Origin of the sequence: Bradyrhizobium sp. B025 (genome assembly GCF_042257955.1) — a bacterium.
Taxonomy (GTDB): domain Bacteria; phylum Pseudomonadota; class Alphaproteobacteria; order Rhizobiales; family Xanthobacteraceae; genus Bradyrhizobium; species Bradyrhizobium diazoefficiens.
This window is the reverse complement of the sequence record NZ_CP170150.1, coordinates 1,660,333-1,675,272: the sequence shown is the minus strand read 5'-3', so window position 1 is coordinate 1,675,272 and position 14,940 is coordinate 1,660,333. Positions and strand designations below refer to the sequence as shown.

The 14,940-nt window shown below is 66.0% G+C and carries 15 protein-coding genes and 1 pseudogene; 10 read left to right on the top strand and 6 right to left on the bottom strand.

The genetic code is table 11. The features are described from left to right. Positions 1–94: 94 nt before the first annotated feature. Positions 95–1,360, bottom strand: coding sequence for a D-amino acid dehydrogenase (locus ACE10W_RS07765; protein ID WP_304550905.1), 1,266 nt, complete (start codon positions 1,358–1,360; stop codon positions 95–97). Between the two features lie 71 nt (positions 1,361–1,431). Continuing rightward, complete coding sequence (locus ACE10W_RS07760; protein ID WP_039185890.1) at positions 1,432–2,760, bottom strand: aspartate aminotransferase family protein; 1,329 nt, start codon at positions 2,758–2,760, stop codon at positions 1,432–1,434. 148 nt (positions 2,761–2,908) lie between these two features. On the opposite strand from ACE10W_RS07760, the gene ACE10W_RS07755 reads away from it, so the two are divergent. Together ACE10W_RS07755 and ACE10W_RS07750 are read left to right on the top strand one after the other, a co-directional pair. Next, positions 2,909–3,457, top strand: coding sequence for a cupin domain-containing protein (locus ACE10W_RS07755; RefSeq protein WP_011085008.1), 549 nt, complete (start codon positions 2,909–2,911; stop codon positions 3,455–3,457). A gap of 187 nt (positions 3,458–3,644) precedes the next feature. Further along, complete coding sequence (locus tag ACE10W_RS07750) at positions 3,645–3,797, top strand: hypothetical protein (protein WP_165448138.1); 153 nt, start codon at positions 3,645–3,647, stop codon at positions 3,795–3,797. Positions 3,798–3,864: 67 nt separating this feature from the next. Here ACE10W_RS07750 and ACE10W_RS07745 read toward each other — a convergent pair whose 3' ends face one another. From ACE10W_RS07745 to ACE10W_RS07735, 3 genes are read right to left on the bottom strand one after another with little or no spacing between them, the layout of a single operon-like run. Then, positions 3,865–6,126 carry a xanthine dehydrogenase family protein molybdopterin-binding subunit gene (locus ACE10W_RS07745; protein ID WP_304550902.1) on the bottom strand — a complete coding sequence of 754 codons (2,262 nt, stop codon included), beginning with the start codon at positions 6,124–6,126 and terminating at the stop codon, positions 3,865–3,867. Then, entirely contained in the window at positions 6,119–7,174 is a 1,056-nt protein-coding gene (locus ACE10W_RS07740) for a xanthine dehydrogenase family protein subunit M (RefSeq protein ID WP_060910711.1), read from the bottom strand. Before ACE10W_RS07740 ends, ACE10W_RS07745 begins: the two co-directional genes overlap by 8 nt. Next, positions 7,171–7,668 carry a (2Fe-2S)-binding protein gene (locus ACE10W_RS07735; RefSeq protein ID WP_011085005.1) on the bottom strand — a complete coding sequence of 166 codons (498 nt, stop codon included), beginning with the start codon at positions 7,666–7,668 and terminating at the stop codon, positions 7,171–7,173. The genes ACE10W_RS07740 and ACE10W_RS07735 overlap by 4 nt, the downstream gene beginning before the upstream one ends. A gap of 240 nt (positions 7,669–7,908) precedes the next feature. On the opposite strand from ACE10W_RS07735, the gene ACE10W_RS07730 reads away from it, so the two are divergent. Both ACE10W_RS07730 and ACE10W_RS07725 read left to right on the top strand, forming a co-directional pair. Beyond that, positions 7,909–8,550 carry a TetR/AcrR family transcriptional regulator gene (locus tag ACE10W_RS07730; RefSeq protein ID WP_171463838.1) on the top strand — a complete coding sequence of 214 codons (642 nt, stop codon included), beginning with the start codon at positions 7,909–7,911 and terminating at the stop codon, positions 8,548–8,550. A gap of 66 nt (positions 8,551–8,616) precedes the next feature. Beyond that, positions 8,617–9,023: pseudogene (locus tag ACE10W_RS07725) on the top strand (DUF4864 domain-containing protein). Here ACE10W_RS07725 and ACE10W_RS07720 read toward each other — a convergent pair. Further along, positions 9,020–10,294: an MFS transporter gene (locus tag ACE10W_RS07720; RefSeq protein WP_060910709.1), complete on the bottom strand. Its 1,275-nt coding sequence runs from the start codon at positions 10,292–10,294 to the stop codon at positions 9,020–9,022. The pseudogene ACE10W_RS07725 and the gene ACE10W_RS07720 overlap by 4 nt on opposite strands. A 151-nt stretch (positions 10,295–10,445) precedes the next feature. Here ACE10W_RS07720 and ACE10W_RS07715 point away from each other — a divergent pair, with 151 nt between their 5' ends. From ACE10W_RS07715 to ACE10W_RS07690, 6 genes are all read left to right on the top strand, one after another. Continuing rightward, a complete protein-coding gene (locus tag ACE10W_RS07715) occupies positions 10,446–10,889 on the top strand; it encodes a hypothetical protein (RefSeq protein WP_161536228.1) in 444 nt (147 codons plus the stop codon). 77 nt (positions 10,890–10,966) lie between these two features. Continuing rightward, entirely contained in the window at positions 10,967–11,251 is a 285-nt protein-coding gene (locus tag ACE10W_RS07710) for a hypothetical protein (protein WP_304550899.1), read from the top strand. 9 nt (positions 11,252–11,260) lie between these two features. Further along, entirely contained in the window at positions 11,261–12,685 is a 1,425-nt protein-coding gene (locus ACE10W_RS07705) for a TolC family protein (RefSeq protein ID WP_304550897.1), read from the top strand. A 13-nt stretch (positions 12,686–12,698) separates the two neighbouring features. Next, on the top strand, positions 12,699–14,036 hold the full coding sequence (locus ACE10W_RS07700) for a copper oxidase (RefSeq protein ID WP_304550895.1): 1,338 nt from the start codon (positions 12,699–12,701) through the stop codon (positions 14,034–14,036). A 32-nt stretch (positions 14,037–14,068) separates the two neighbouring features. Then, positions 14,069–14,521, top strand: a complete 453-nt coding sequence (locus ACE10W_RS07695; protein WP_028175167.1) for a cupredoxin domain-containing protein — start codon at positions 14,069–14,071, stop codon at positions 14,519–14,521. Positions 14,522–14,537: 16 nt separating this feature from the next. Beyond that, complete coding sequence (locus ACE10W_RS07690) at positions 14,538–14,840, top strand: copper-binding protein (protein ID WP_028175166.1); 303 nt, start codon at positions 14,538–14,540, stop codon at positions 14,838–14,840. Positions 14,841–14,940 lie beyond the last annotated feature (100 nt).

Here is a 14,940-nt window from a genome sequence, read left to right as displayed (position 1 = left end):
ATTGCCGTCATTCCGGGGCGCCTCGAAGAGGCGAACCCGGAATCTCGAGATTCCGGATTCGATGCTTCGCATCGACCCGGAATGACAGCGTCAATCACCCGAACCGGTGCGTATACCGATCCACCGTCATCGCGCTGACGTCGACCTCCGGCTTCTTGCCTGACAGCATGTCCGCGAGCACCCGTCCCGAACCGCAGGACATGGTCCAGCCGAGCGTGCCGTGTCCGGTGTTGAGGTGGAGATTGGCGTATTGCGTCGGGCCGATCACGGGCGGGCCGTCCGGCGTCATCGGACGCAGGCCGCTCCAGAACGTCGCCTTGGACAGATCGCCGCCGCGCGGGAACAGATCAGTCAAGGAGTGATCCAGCGTGGCGCGGCGGGCGTCATAGAGCTTGCTCGAGAAGCCCGAGATTTCGGCAGTGCCGCCGACACGGATGCGATTGCCGAGGCGCGTGATCGCGACCTTGTAGCTCTCGTCCATCACGGTCGATTCCGGCGCGCCGGAAGCGTCCTTGATCGGCACAGTGATCGAATAGCCCTTCACCGGATAGACCGGCAGCGAAATACCGAGCGGCGCAACGAGTCGCGACGACCAGCTTCCGAGCGCGAGGACGTAGGCCTCGGCCTGCAACAGGCCGGCGCTGGTCGCGACGCCGCTGACGCGTGCGCCGTCGGTGACGATGCGGTCGATGCCGGTGTTGAACATGAAGCGCACGCCGAGCGCCTGGGCATGCTTGGCAAGCGCCTGCGTAAACATGTGGCAGTCGCCGGTCTCGTCCTGCGGCAGGCGAAGTCCGCCGGCGAACTTCTCCTTCACGCCGGCGAGCGCCGGCTCGACCGCGATGCAGCCTTCGCGGCCCAGCACCTCGAAGGGCACGCCATATTGCTTGAGCACGGCGATGTCTTCGCCGGTGCCGTCGAGCTGCGCCTGGTGGCGGAACAGCTGCAGCGTGCCCTGCGAGCGCTCGTCATATTGAATGCCGATGTCGCGGCGCAGGTCGCGCAGGCAGTCGCGGCTGTATTCCGCGATCGGGATCATCCGGCTCTTGTTGACCGCGTAGCGCGCGCTGGTGCAGTTGCGCAGCATCTTGAGCAGCCAGACCCACATCACCGGATCGAGCTTCGGCCGGATCACCAGCGGGCCGTGCTTCATCAAGAGCCACTTGACCGCCTTCACCGGCACGCCGGGGCCCGCCCAGGGCGAGGAATAGCCGGGCGACACCTCGCCGGCATTGGCGAAAGAGGTCTCCAGTGCCGGCTCAGGTTGACGGTCGACGACCGTCACGTCATGGCCGGCACGCGCAAGGTAGTAGGCAGAGGTGACACCGATGACACCACTGCCGAGGATCAGAACTTTCACGCTTCGTCAAACTCCCGCGGCATCACGCTCGCCGCTGCCAAGAAGAACTTTCGCAACGGCGAGAGCAATTATCAGGCCACCTTCTTGATGGCGTCGCCGAGGATCGAGACCATCTGGTCGATGTGGCTCTTCTCGACGATGAGCGGAGGCGACATCGCGAAGCTATCGCCGCTCATGCGCAGGTAGAGGCCGGTGTTGAAGCAGTCGACCATCACGTCGTAACCGCGCGCACCGACCACACCGGCGCGCGGCGCCAGCTCGACCGCGCCCATCAGGCCGCAATTGCGGATGTCGACGACGTTCGGCAGGCCCTTCAGCGAATGCAGCGCATCGCGCCAGTATTCGGCGATCGACGCACCGCGCGTGAGCAGGCCTTCGTCCTTGTAGATGTCGAGCGTCGCGATGCCGGCGGCGCAGGCCGTCGGATGCGCCGAATAGGTGTAGCCGTGGAACAGCTCCATCTGGTTCTCGGGGCCGACCATCATCCCGTCGTGCACCTTGCGGCTCGCGAACACCGCGCCGCAGGGAATGGTGCCGTTGGTGATGCCCTTGGCCGTCGTCATCAGGTCCGGCGTGACGCCGAAGAAGTTGGCGGCGAACGGCGTGCCGAGGCGACCGAAGCCGGTGATGACCTCGTCGAAGATCAGGAGGATGCCGTGCTTGTCGCAGATCTCGCGCAGGCGCTGGAGATAGCCCTTCGGCGGCGGCAGCACCGCGGTCGAACCCGGCACCGGCTCGACGATGACGGCGGCGATCGTCTCGGCGCCGTGCAGGCCAACCAGGCGCTCGAGATCGTCGGCGAGCTCGGCACCATGCTCCGGCTGATCCTTGGCGAAGGCGTTGCGGCTGAGATCGTGGGTGTGGCGGATGTGGTCGACGCCCGGCAGCAGGGTCGCGAAGGCGCGGCGGTTGGCGACCATGCCGCCGACCGACGTGCCGCCGAAGCCGACGCCGTGATAGCCGCGCTCACGTCCGATCAGGCGGGTGCGGCTCGACTGGCCGGTGGCGCGATGATAGGCGAGCGCGATCTTGAGCGCGGTGTCCACCGACTCGGAGCCGGAATTGGTGAAGAAGATCCGGTCGAGGCCCTTCGGCGCGATCTCGGCGAGCCGCTCGGCGAAATCGAACGCCAGCGGATGGCCCATCTGGAACGTGGGCGCGAAGTCCAGCGTCATCAGCTGCCGCTCGACCGCGGCGGCGATCTGCTTGCGGCCGTGGCCGGCATTAACGCACCAGAGGCCGGCGGAGCCGTCGATCACCTTGCGGCCGTCGACGGTGGTGTAGTGCATGCCCTCGGCCGAGGAGAACAGGCGCGGCGCCTTCTTGAACTGACGGTTGGCCGTGAACGGCATCCAGAACGAGTCGGTCTTGATAGTGTTCGGAATCTGATGAAGGGTCACGGCCGCGCTCCTTTGCTGACGAGATAGCAGAGGCACGGCTTCCAAGGCGCAACAAGTCCTTTTCTGGTGACCTGCAAGCCATTGATTTCACTGGGGCCGCTGGTCCATATTTGCGCGATCCGCAACACCTGCAACAGGGACCAGGGGCATGAGCGTCGACATCGGTGGACGGCTGCGATTCATCCGGGCGCGCCAGAAGCTGTCGCAGCGCGAGCTTGCCAAGCGCGCCGGCGTCACCAATTCGACGATTTCGCTGATCGAATCCAACCAGATGAACCCGTCGGTCGGCGCGCTCAAGCGCATCCTCGACGGCATCCCGATGGGGCTCGCCGAGTTCTTCGCACTGGAGCCGGAGAGCCGGCGCAAGATCTTCTATCGCGCCGAAGAGCTGACCGAGGTCGGCAAGAAGCCGATCTCGTATCGGCAAGTCGGCGACAATCTGTTCGGCCGCAGCCTGCAGATTCTGAAAGAGCGCTACGAGCCCGGCAGCGACACCGGGCGCGTGCATCTCGTCCATGACGGCGAGGAAGGCGGCATCGTGATTTCAGGCAAGCTCGAAGTCACCGTCGAGGACGAGCGCCGCATCCTCAATCCCGGCGATGCCTATTATTTCGAGAGCCGCCGCCCGCATCGCTTCCGCTGCGTCGGCGGCAAGCCGTGCGAAGTGATCTCGGCCTGCACGCCGCCGACGTTTTGACGCGGATCAAAATCCTCCGGGATATTACGGAGCCACCGGTTTCCTACGGAGCTTGAGCCATCTCAATTTCCGCGAGCCGAACCTCTATATATTACGAGCCGTAGCCGAGCAGCCTGGCGCAGAGGTGCTGAGGTTATGGCCCCGGACTCCTAGGCACTCCGGGGCCGCTTCGTAACAGGGCTCGCCGATGAAGATCACGCTCGCCAATGCAGAAGCCGCGCTCGACGAAGTTCGGCGCGATGCCGACAAGCTCCACTCGCGCGAGCTGCGCGAGGCCATCGCCGCATACATCGAGACGCAGAGAGAGGCGATCAAGGCCCTCCGGCGGAAGATGAACTGACGCTTCGACGCGGGGCGCCAGCCGTGCGGCGATCTCCGCGCGGCTCTCGTTGACATCGCCGCAGCGCTCAAGGCTGCGTCAGCAATTCCTCGATGCGGATCGGAAAGCGGCGCACGCGCACCCCGGTCGCGTGCCAGACGGCGTTGGCGACCGCGCCCGCACTGCCGGTGATGCCGATCTCGCCGACGCCCTTGATCCCGAGCGCATTCACATGCGGGTCGTGCTCCTCGACCGTGATCACGTCGAGCGGCGGCACGTCGGCATTCACGGGGATGTGGTACTCCCCGAGATTGGCATTCATGATCCGGCCGCTGCGGCGGTCGGTGATGGCCTCCTCGTGCAGCGCGAAGGACATGCCCCAGATCATGCCGCCGAACAGCTGGCTCTTCACCAGATGCGGATTGACGATGCGCCCCGCGGCGAAGGCGCCGACCATGCGCGTGACGCGGACCTGGCCGAGTTCGGGATCGACCTTCACCTCCGCGAACACCGCGCCATGGGCGTGCATGGCATACTCCTCCATCGCCGCAGGATTTGGCGCGCCGGTGCCACGCGCCTCGACCTCCGCGACGCCGGCACGCGCGAGGATCTCGGCGTAGCTCTCGCCGCGATTCCCGTCGTCACGCCGGAACAGCTTTCCATCGCGCGCGACCACGCCGGCATTGCCTGCTCCGAACAGCGGCGAGCGCTCGTCGCCGGTGGCAAGAGCGGCGAGCTTTGCAATCACGGCCGCGCCGGCGCTGTGGATCGCGGCGCCCGCGGTCGCCGTGTGCGCCGAGCCGCCGGCAATGCCGGCGTCGGGTAGGTCGGACGTTCCGGCCTTGAACGTGACGCGATCGATATCGAGGCCGAGACCGTCGGCTGCGATCTGGGCGAGTGCCGTCCAGGCGCCCTGCCCCATGTCATGCGCGCCGATCTCCATTGCACCGGTGCCGTCGCGGCGGATCGCGGCACGCGCTTCCGCCTGGAACATCAGCGCCGGGAAGGTCGCGGTGCCCATGCCCCAGCCGACCAGAAGACCGGCATCGTCGCGCATCTGCCGCGGCTGGAGCGAGCGCTTGGCCCAGCCGAAGCGCGCGGCGCCCTGCTCGTAGCAGGCACGCAGCGCCTTGGATGAGAAGGGCTTTCCCGTGATCGGCTCGACCTCGGCGTAGTTCTTCAGACGGAAGGCGAGCGGATCGATGCCGCAGGCCCAGGCCATCTCGTCGATCGCACTCTCGAGCGCAATCGAACCGGTCGCCTCGCCCGGCGCGCGCATGAACAGCGGCGTACCGGTGTTGACGCGCACGGCATCGTGCGAGGTGCGGATCGCAGGCGCCGCATAGAGCGTGTGCGAGGCATCGGCGGCGGGCTCGTAGAAATCGTCGAACGTGCTCGACACGGTTCTCGCATGGTGATCGAGCGCAGTCAGGCGCCCCTCGCCGTCGGCGCCGATGCGCAGCCGCTGGCGGGTCGGTGCGCGATGGCCGACCGGGCCGTACATCTGCTCACGGCGCAGCACGAGCTTCACCGGCCGGCCGACGAGCTTGGCAGCCATGATGCCGAGGGTCGGCGGGCCGGACATCAGCCCCTTGGAGCCGAAACCGCCACCGAGGAACGGACTGCGGATGTGGATCTTGTCAGGCGCAATGCCGAACAGCTCGGCGATGCGCCCGAGCGAGAGCATCAGGCCCTGGGTCGGCATGTCGACCGACAGATTGTCCCCGTCCCAGCTGGCCACGATCGCATGCGGCTCCATGGCATTGTGATATTGCGGCGGCGTCTCGTAGACCGCATCGATCTGCTTCTCGGCCGAGGCAAGGCCCGCCTCGACATCGCCGCGGTGGCTTTCCGTGGGATTGCCGACGCCGACGACCGGCGGCACGTAGCTCTCGCCGGCATCGAGGCCGACGAGCGCAGGCAGCGCCTCATAGCGCGGCGCCAGCAGCACCGCGCCTTCCGTTGCCGCTTCCAGCGTCTCGGCGATCACGACGGCGATCGGCTGGTTGGCGTAGCGGACCTCGTCGCTCTGCAGCACCTCCATCCGGAACACGAACGGGTTGGTCTTGATCTCGGGGTCGATCGCGAGTGGCGGCTTGTGGTCTGGTGTCATGACGTCGACGACGCCGGGATGGCGCTTGGCAGCAGAGACATCGAGCGAGACCACGCGGCCGCGCGCAATGCTCGAGACCGCCATCACCGCAAACAGCATCCCGGGCGGATGATTGTCGGCCGCATAAGTCGCCTGCCCCTTGACCTTGAGGAGGCCGTCGCGCCGGGTCAGAGGCTGGCCGATGCTCGAGCCATGGCGCAGATGGGCGGGAGCGCTGGTGAGATTGAGCTCAGGCATGGATGGCTCCGGAGGTCGAGGCAAAGGGAGAGGCCGGCAGCGCCGGCAGGCGCGCCGGCGTACCGGCGGCGGCGAGAGTCAACGCGCGCACGACGATGCGGCGGGCGAGCTCGATCTTGAAGGCGTTGTCGCCGGACGGCTTTGCGTCGGTGAGCGCGCGCCAGGCGGCTTCCTGGAAGGCGTCGGCCGTGGGCGCGACACCCTTGAGCACGTCTTCCGCTGCGCGGGCACGCCAGGGCTTTGCGGCAACGCCGCCGAGCGCGAGCCGCGCCTCCCTGATCTGGCCGTTTTCGATCTGCAACGCAGCGGCGGCCGAGACGACGGCAAAGGCGTAAGATGTGCGCTCACGAACCTTGAGGTAGCGCGCATGCGCCGCAAAGCCGCGCGCCGCAGCCGGCAGGCGCACCGCGACAATCAGGTCGCCGGGTTCGAGCGCGGCCTCGCGCTGAGGCGTATCGGCGGGCAGGCGATGCAGTTCGTCCAGTGCGATCTCGCGACGCCCGCTCCTGCCCTCGATCTCGACGATGGCGTCAAGTGCAACCAGGGGCACGCAGAAGTCCGAGGGATGCGTGGCGATGCAGCTCTCGCTCCAGCCGAGCACGGCATGGGTGCGGTTCTCGCCGTCGCGGGCGTCGCAGCCACTGCCCGCCTCGCGCTTGTTGCAGCGGCTGGCGGTGTCATAGAAATATGCGCAGCGCGTCCGTTGCAGCAGATTGCCGCCGACGGTCGCAGCGTTGCGCAGTTGCGCCGAAGCCCCGGAGAGTAGCGCTTCGGCGACGGCCGGATAGGCCTTTGCAAAATCCGGGTCATGCGCAAGATCGGCGTTGCTCACCAGCGCGCCGATACGCAGCGACCCGTCGGCGAGATGCTCGATTGCGTCGAGCCCTTCGAGATGCGTGACATCGACGAGGCGATCCGGACGGCTCACGCCCCCCTTCATCAGATCGAGCAGATTGGTGCCGGCGGCGAGATAGACAGCGCCCGGCTGGCCGGCGGCGGCAACGGCTTCAGTAACCGTGGCCGGCCTGACATAATCGAACGGCTTCATGCGGAGCGCCTCTGATTGGATTCGTCCATGCGTTCTTGCGCCTCGCGCACGGCATCGACGATGCCGGCATAGGCGCCGCAGCGGCAGAGATTGCCGCTCATGCATTCGCGGATGCGTTCGGGATCGTCGCCGGCCTGGGCCTCGCGCATCATGCCGATCGCGCTCATGATCTGGCCGGGCGTGCAAAAGCCGCACTGAAATCCGTCATGGGCAATGAAGGCGGCCTGCACGGGGTGAAGCTGGTCGCCGCGCGCGACGCCCTCGATAGTGAGGATGTCGGCGCCGTCATGGCTGACGGCGAGCGCGAGGCAGGAATTGATGCGTTTGCCGTCGACGAGAATGGTGCAGGCGCCGCACTGGCCGCGGTCGCATCCCTTCTTGGTTCCGGTCAGATGGAGGCGCTCACGCAGGAGATCGAGCAGCGTGACGCGCGGATCGTCGAGGACGAAGTCGCGCCGCGCACCGTTCACGGTGAGGCTGATGGAGTGGTTCATACAAGGCTCCGATCAGATATGGACATGAGTGATCGCGCGGCGCGCCACCGCCGTGGCCGCCGTCGATTCCAGCGTTGACCGGACGAAGCCGGGCAACATCCCAGCGAAGATACGGAGGCACCCTCCGCTTAACAAGGGCCGCCGAAAAATATTTGGAATTCGTCAAAAGCCCATGCGCAGACAACGCGATGCAGCTAGCCAAGGGTTCAATCTAACCAATTCGTGATCTACATTGCCGGCATGGACGATCACACCGACCAGACCCGAAAGCCCCGCGCCGATGCCGTGCGCAATCGCGAGCGCGTGCTCGAAGCGGCCAAGGCCGTGTTCAACGCGGGCGGTCCGGAGGCGAGCCTGGAGGCCGTGGCGAAACGCGCCGGCGTCGGCATCGGCACGCTCTACCGGCATTTCCCGACGCGCGAGGATCTGTTCGAGGCGGTATACCGGCGCGAAGTCGAGCAGCTCAGCGAGCTTGCCGAGCAGTTGAAGAATGCGAAGGACTCGGTCGACGCACTGCGCCGCTGGCTACGTTCCGGGGTCGAATTCGTGGCCACGAAAAAAGGCATGTCGGCAGCGCTGGCGCTGACGTTCCAGAGCTCGTCGGAACTTGCGGCCTTCTCGATGGACCGGCTGACCAAGGCGATCGGCTCGCTGCTCGACCGCGCCGTCGCGGCCGGCGAGATGCGTGCCGATGTCAGCCCGGAAGACCTGCTCAGGGCTCTGATCGGCATGTGCTACATGCACGACCAGCCCGGCTGGCAATCCTCGGTGCTGCGCATGCTCGACGTGTTCGTCGACGGGCTGCGCGTGCAGCCCGGCGCGAAGGCCAAGGCGCGCTCCGCCGCCAAGCCCGCGACGCCGGCGCCGAAGCGGAAGCGATAGCGCGTCCCGCGTTCTGCAAAATCGTGCTAGGATCAAGGCCGCCGGGATATCAATGCGGAGCCTGTCATGCGCATCGCAGCCTTGCTTTTCCTTCTCGCTGTTGTCCTCAGCTCGCTCTGCGCACTGGCCGACGACGTCGCCGCGGCACAGGGCATCATCCGCGCCCAGGAGCAGGCGTTCGTCCGCGACGATGCCACGGCCGCCTATTCCTATGCCGCACCGGCAATCAAGGAGATCTTTCCGGCGCCCGACATCTTCATGTCCATGGTGCAAAACGGCTACGCGCCGGTCTACCGCCACAAGAGTTTCGAGTTCGGCGACAGCAAGACCGAAGGCAACTGGATCGCCCAGCGCGTCCACATCGTCGACGCCAATGGCGAGGCCTGGGAGCGCTCTACACGCTCGAGCAGCAGGCCGATGGCAGTTACAAGATCACCGGCTGCTCGCTGCTGAAGGCGGGACAGGCGGTTTAGGTCGCGAAACCCGGTCTTGCCTTGACCGAATTCATCCGCGAGCGGATCAGCAAGGTCAGGACGATGCCTATATTCAGCGCGTTCCAGGCCACGCCGTTTGCGAACGCCGCGGCATACGAGCCGGTGGCATCGAAAATGACGCCCGACACCCAGCCGCCGAACGACATGCCGAACACCGAGGCGAAGATCACGATGCCGACACGGGTCGCCGCCTCGCCAGCCGGCATCGCCTCGCGCACGATGATGGCGTAGCTCGGCACGATGCCGCCCTGGAACAGTCCGAACATCGCGGAGATCAGGTAGAGCGAGGCGAGGCTGTCGAAGAACAGGTAGAACACCAGCGCAAATCCCTGCGCCAGCGACCCGATCAGCAGCGTGCGGACGCCGCCGATCTTGTCGGCGAGGAAGCCCGAGCCGATCCGGCTGACGATGCCGCAGGCCATCATCAAGGACAGCATCTCGGCGCCCCTCGCCACGCCATAACCGAGATCGCCGCAATAGGCGACGATATGCACCTGCGGCATCGCCATGGCGACGCAGCAGGAGATGCTGGCGATCGAGAGCAGCACCGTCAGCGTATTGGTCGAGAGCTTGAGATCGACCCGCGGCGGCGGTGCATTGGCATGATCGCGAACCTTGTTGCCGCCCATCTGCGCGCGTAGGACCAGCACCAGGATCGTCATCAAGCCCACGCAGACGAGACCGATGCCGATATGGGTCATGCGCCAGCCGATCGTCTGCAGGCCCCAATTCACCAGCGGCGGCCACATTGTGCCGGCGACGTAATTGCCGCTCGCGACGATGGTCACGGCCAGCCCGCGATAGCGCTCGAACCAGTGCGAAGCCTCCGCCATCAGCGGCGCGAAGGTCGCCGAGGTGCCGAGCCCGATCAGGAAATACGCCGCCACGAACTGCCAGAGTTGACCAGACAGGCCCGCGAGCACATTGGCGACGCCGAGGAAGGCGATGCTGATCGCCATCGCCGGCACGATGCCGAATCGGTCGGTGATCTTGCCGGCGATCACGCCGCCAAGCCCGAAGCCGAACATCATGAGGGTGAAGGCCAGCGACACCGCGCCGCGCGTGGCGGCGAATTCGGCCTGGACCGCGGGAATCATGACCACGATCGCCCACATGCCGACGCCTCCGATCGATCCGATCAGAAGCGCAATGACAAGCCGCACCCAGGCCTGACGGGAATCAGGGCTGAATGAGTCTAATGAGTCTGATGTTTGTCCGGGATGATTTGGGGCGTGCACGGGCCGAACCATGGCCCGCGGATCGGAACACGGTCAAGCTTCGTGGCGTGATATTGGGCATGCGCGGTGCACTGCGGTAAGAAGATGCTTGGCGGATGCGCGTTTTGCCATTAGTTTGCAATCTGCGTGTGCAAGACTGCCGCGCGAGGAGCCTATCGGCGGAATGCTGTTGCGATTGACACGATCGATGCGGATCAGGGTGGGGCGGATCATCGCCCTCGCCTATCTGTTCTGCGTGCTCGCGCCGGCCGCAAGCCTTGCCTGGGGCAATGGTCCGGCGCCGTGCCTCGACGACGCGCTCCTCGCCGACCCCGTGCCGGTGCATCATCAGACGCCAGCCGGCCACATGCATGACGGCGCCTCGCATGACCACGCCGGACCGCATGCGCATCCCCAGACCGCGGCGCAGGACGCGCCTGCTCCGCATCATCATGACGGCAAGGGAACAGTCGGCCCGTGCTGCGCGATGATGTGCGTGAGTGCGCTGCCGGCCGATCTGCCCGTCGTGGCCAAGCCGCTTCAGCCCATCTCCGCCTGCGCGCCCGAGATCGTGGCCAGCCTGCGTAGCGAGGCGCCGCCCCTGCTCTACCGTCCCCCCATCGCCTGATCTGACACGATGACGTCAGGGCCAGCGCGCGTCTGCGCGCGCGGGCCTGTGGTCTCACGACAGTTCAGGGATGAATCATGCTTACCCTTTCCGGGGCGAAGTCCGGCTCCGCATCCGCGGTGCGTGGACGACTCTTTCTAATTTGCTGGCCGCTGCTGGCCGTGATTGCGTTCGCGCTGGCCGGCTGCATGCCGGCCACCACGCAAGTGGCCGACGCCGATCCTGCCGATCCCTCGGCAAAGGTCGCACGCGCCGGTTATCGGTCGACCGTCGCGCCCTATACCAGCCTGCGGCCTGCGACGCCGGCGCCGTGGCGCGACCGCAACGACGCCGTCGCGCCGCAGCCCAAGCAGGACAGGTAGGAGCGCGCCATGGCACACCATCTTGCGCGCGGCCTGCTCATGCTCACCGCGTTCGGACTCTCCGGCTGCATGGCGTTCTCGCCGGACGGCGGCATGACGACGGTCTCGGACCTCGCCAGCCAGACCATCAACAAGGACGTCGCCTTCGTCCGATCGGCAGAAGGCGCCGAGGCCGTCAACGCGACCGTCCACCGGTTGCTGGCGCGCACGCTGACCGCCGAGACCGCCGTGCAGATCGCGCTGCTCAACAACAAGGGGCTGCAAGCCGCTTACAACGAGCTGGCGCTGGCCGAAACCGAGCTGGTGGAGCAGAGCCTGCCGCCCAATCCCGTGTTCTCGATCTCGCGGATATCGGGCAATGGCGCGAACGAGATCGAGCGCCAGGTGGTCGGTGACATCCTCGCGCTGGCGACCCTGCCGTTCCGCTCCGACATCGCCCGCGACCGCTTCCGCCAGGCCCAATTGCGCGCGGCACTGGCGACGTTACGGCTCGCGGCCGACGTGCGCCGCGCCTATGTCCGCGCGGTCACCTGCAACGAGCTGGCGGTGCTGCTGACGGACGCGAAAGCGACGGCGGAATCGACGGCCCAACTCGCCGTAAAGCTCGGCGAAACCGGCTCGATCAACAAGCTCGACCAGGCCCGCGAACAGGTGTTCTACGCCGAGACCACCGCCGACCTCGCGACCGCACGGCAGGCCGCGACGAGCACGCGCGAAAGGCTCGCGCGCCTGATGGGACTATGGGACGACGGCCTCGATTTCCGTCTGCCCAACCAGTTGCCGCCATTGCCGCGCCGGCCACAAGCGCTGCCTTCGATCGAGGCCGACGCGGTCGCCCATCGCATCGACTTGCAGATCGCGCGGCTCGAGCTGACGGCGCTGGCCAAATCGCTCAATCTCACCGAGGCGACGCGCTTCGTGACGCTGCTCGATCTCGCCGGCATCTCGCGCCGCACCCAGGATCCGGAAGGGGCGCCGTTCCGCGAACGCGGTTTTGACGTGCAGTTCCAGATCCCGATCTTCGACGGCGGTGAGGTGCGCGTGCGACAAGCGGCGGAGACCTACAATCTCGCCTTCAATCGCCTGACCGAGCGTGCCGTGAACGTTCGCTCCGAGGCGCGCGATGCCTACCGGACCTACCGGTCCACCTACGATATCGCCAGTCATTACCAGCGCGAGATCATCCCCCTGCGCAAAATCATCACCGAGGAGATGCAGCTCCGCTTCTCCAGCATGCAGGTCGACATTTTTGCGTTGCTCACCGAGGCGCGGCAGCGCCTGGCGTCGCTGCGCGGCGCCATCGATGCCAGGCAAAGATTCTTCCTCGCCCAGTCCGACTTGCAGACCGCCGTCAATGGCGGCGGCGCGCCTGCTTCCGGCGGCGACACGTCAACCACCATCGCCGCGGCAGCGTCTGCCGACGGCGACCACTGATATGGAGGCCAGCATGTATTCCCGCCGAGGATTCTTGGGCACTGCCGCGCTTGCCAGCGCGTCGGCCATCAGCGGCCGCGTCCAGGCTGCGTCGATTCCGGAAGCACCTCACATGGACAAAGTGGTGATGCAGCCGCCGCTGCATCCGGTCAGCGGCCCGGACTATCGCCCCGTGGTCACGCTGAACGGCTGGTCGCTGCCGTTCCGCATGAACGGTGACTGGAAGGAATTCCACCTCGTCGCCGAACCCGTGGTGCGCGAGTTCGCCGAAGGCATGAAGGTGAACCTGTGGGGCTATAACGGCCAGTCGCCGGGCCCGACCATCGAGGCCGTCGAGGGCGACAAGGTCCGCATCTTCGTCACCAACAAATTGCCTGAATACACCACCGTTCACTGGCACGGCATGATCGTGCCGAGCGGCATGGACGGCGTCGGCGGGCTGAATCAGCCGCACATCGATCCGGGCAAGACCTTCGTCTACGAGTTCGAGATGAAGAAGAGCGGGACCTTCATGTACCACCCGCATTCCGACGAGATGGTGCAGATGGCCATGGGCATGATGGGCATGGTCGTCGTGCATCCGCGCGACCCGAATTTCCGGCCCGTCGACCGCGACTATGTCTTCGTGATGAGCACCTATCGCGTCGATCCCGGCAGCTACCTGCCGCGGGTCAACGAGATGACCGACTTCAACATGTGGACCTGGAATTCGCGGGTGTTTCCGGGGATCGATCCGCTGCCGGTGCGGCTCGGCGACAAGGTGCGCGTGCGCATCGGCAATCTCAGCATGACCAACCATCCGATCCATCTGCACGGCCACAGCTTCGCGGTGACCTGCACCGACGGCGGCTGGATTCCGGAGAGCGCGCAGATTCCCGAGACGACCACCGACGTCCCCGTCGGCGCTGTGCGGGTGTTCGACGTGCTCGCCGACAATCCCGGCGACTGGGCGTTCCACTGCCACAAGTCGCATCACACCATGAACGCAATGGGACACGAGGTGCGCACCCTCATTGGCGTGTCGCGCAAGGATCTCGCCAAGGCCGTCGGCAAGCTCGCACCCGACAGCATGGCGATGGGCTCGACCGGCATGGCGATGGGCAACATGGAGATGCCCGCGCCCGACAACACGCTGCCGATGATGACCGGCACCGGCCAGTTCGGCCCGATCGAGATGGGCGGCATGTTCACGGTGATGAAGATCCGCGAGGACCTCGCGCGCGACGATTACCGCGATCCCGGCCCGTACAAATTCCCGCAAGGCACCGTCGCCTACGAAGTGACGCCGCCGGCCGCGGAACCGGCGCGGCAGCCAGGCGGCACGCCGCCGATGAAGAACATGAAGATGTGAGCGTTTCGATGAACCACCAACTGGAGAACAAGATGAAGACGATCAAACTCGCCCTCGCGCTGGCTGCGCTTTCGATCGCGCCGGCCATTGCTCATGACCAGCACGGTCATGAGACCTTTTCGGCCGGCGAGCCCGGCGATCCCAAGAAGCCGGCACGTACCGTCGAGATCGCGATGAGCGAGATGTCCTACGAGCCGTCGAACATCACGGTCGAACGCGGCGAACAGATCCGCTTCGTGCTGCGCAATAGCGGCAAGGAAGACCACGAATTCCTGCTCGCCACCACCAAGGAGAACCTCGAGCACGCCGAGGTGATGAAGAAACATCCGCACATGGAGCACGACGACCCGAACGGGGTCCGGCTCGCCCCGAGCAAGACCGCCGAGATCCTCTGGAAGTTCAGCAAGGCCGGCACGTTCGAATTTTCCTGCCTGATCCCGGACCATCGCGACTACGGCATGGTCGGCCACGTCACCGTCAAGTGAAGCAATGGAGAGAGCCATGAAATCGATCACCCGCATCGCCGCCGCGCTCGCGCTGACGCTCGGCCTGACCTTCGGTGCCGCCGCGGCGCCAGGCGCCTCGATCAGCGGCGAGGTCAAGAAGATCGACGAGAGCGCCGGCAAGATCACGCTCAAGCACGGGCCGGCCAAGAGCCTCGGCATGGATGAACCCATGACCATGGTCTACCGCGTCAAGGACCCCGCTTTGCTCAAGCAGGTGAAGGTCGGCGACAAGGTCACCTTCGAAGCCGAGGAGGCGGCTTCGGGCTACACGGTGACGAAGATGGAGAAGGCGAAGTAGCTTTGCCACCTACCCCGTCATTCCGGGATGGTCCGCAGGACCAGACCCGGAATCTCAAGATTCCGGGTTCGGTGCTTCGCACCGCCCCGGAATGACGACC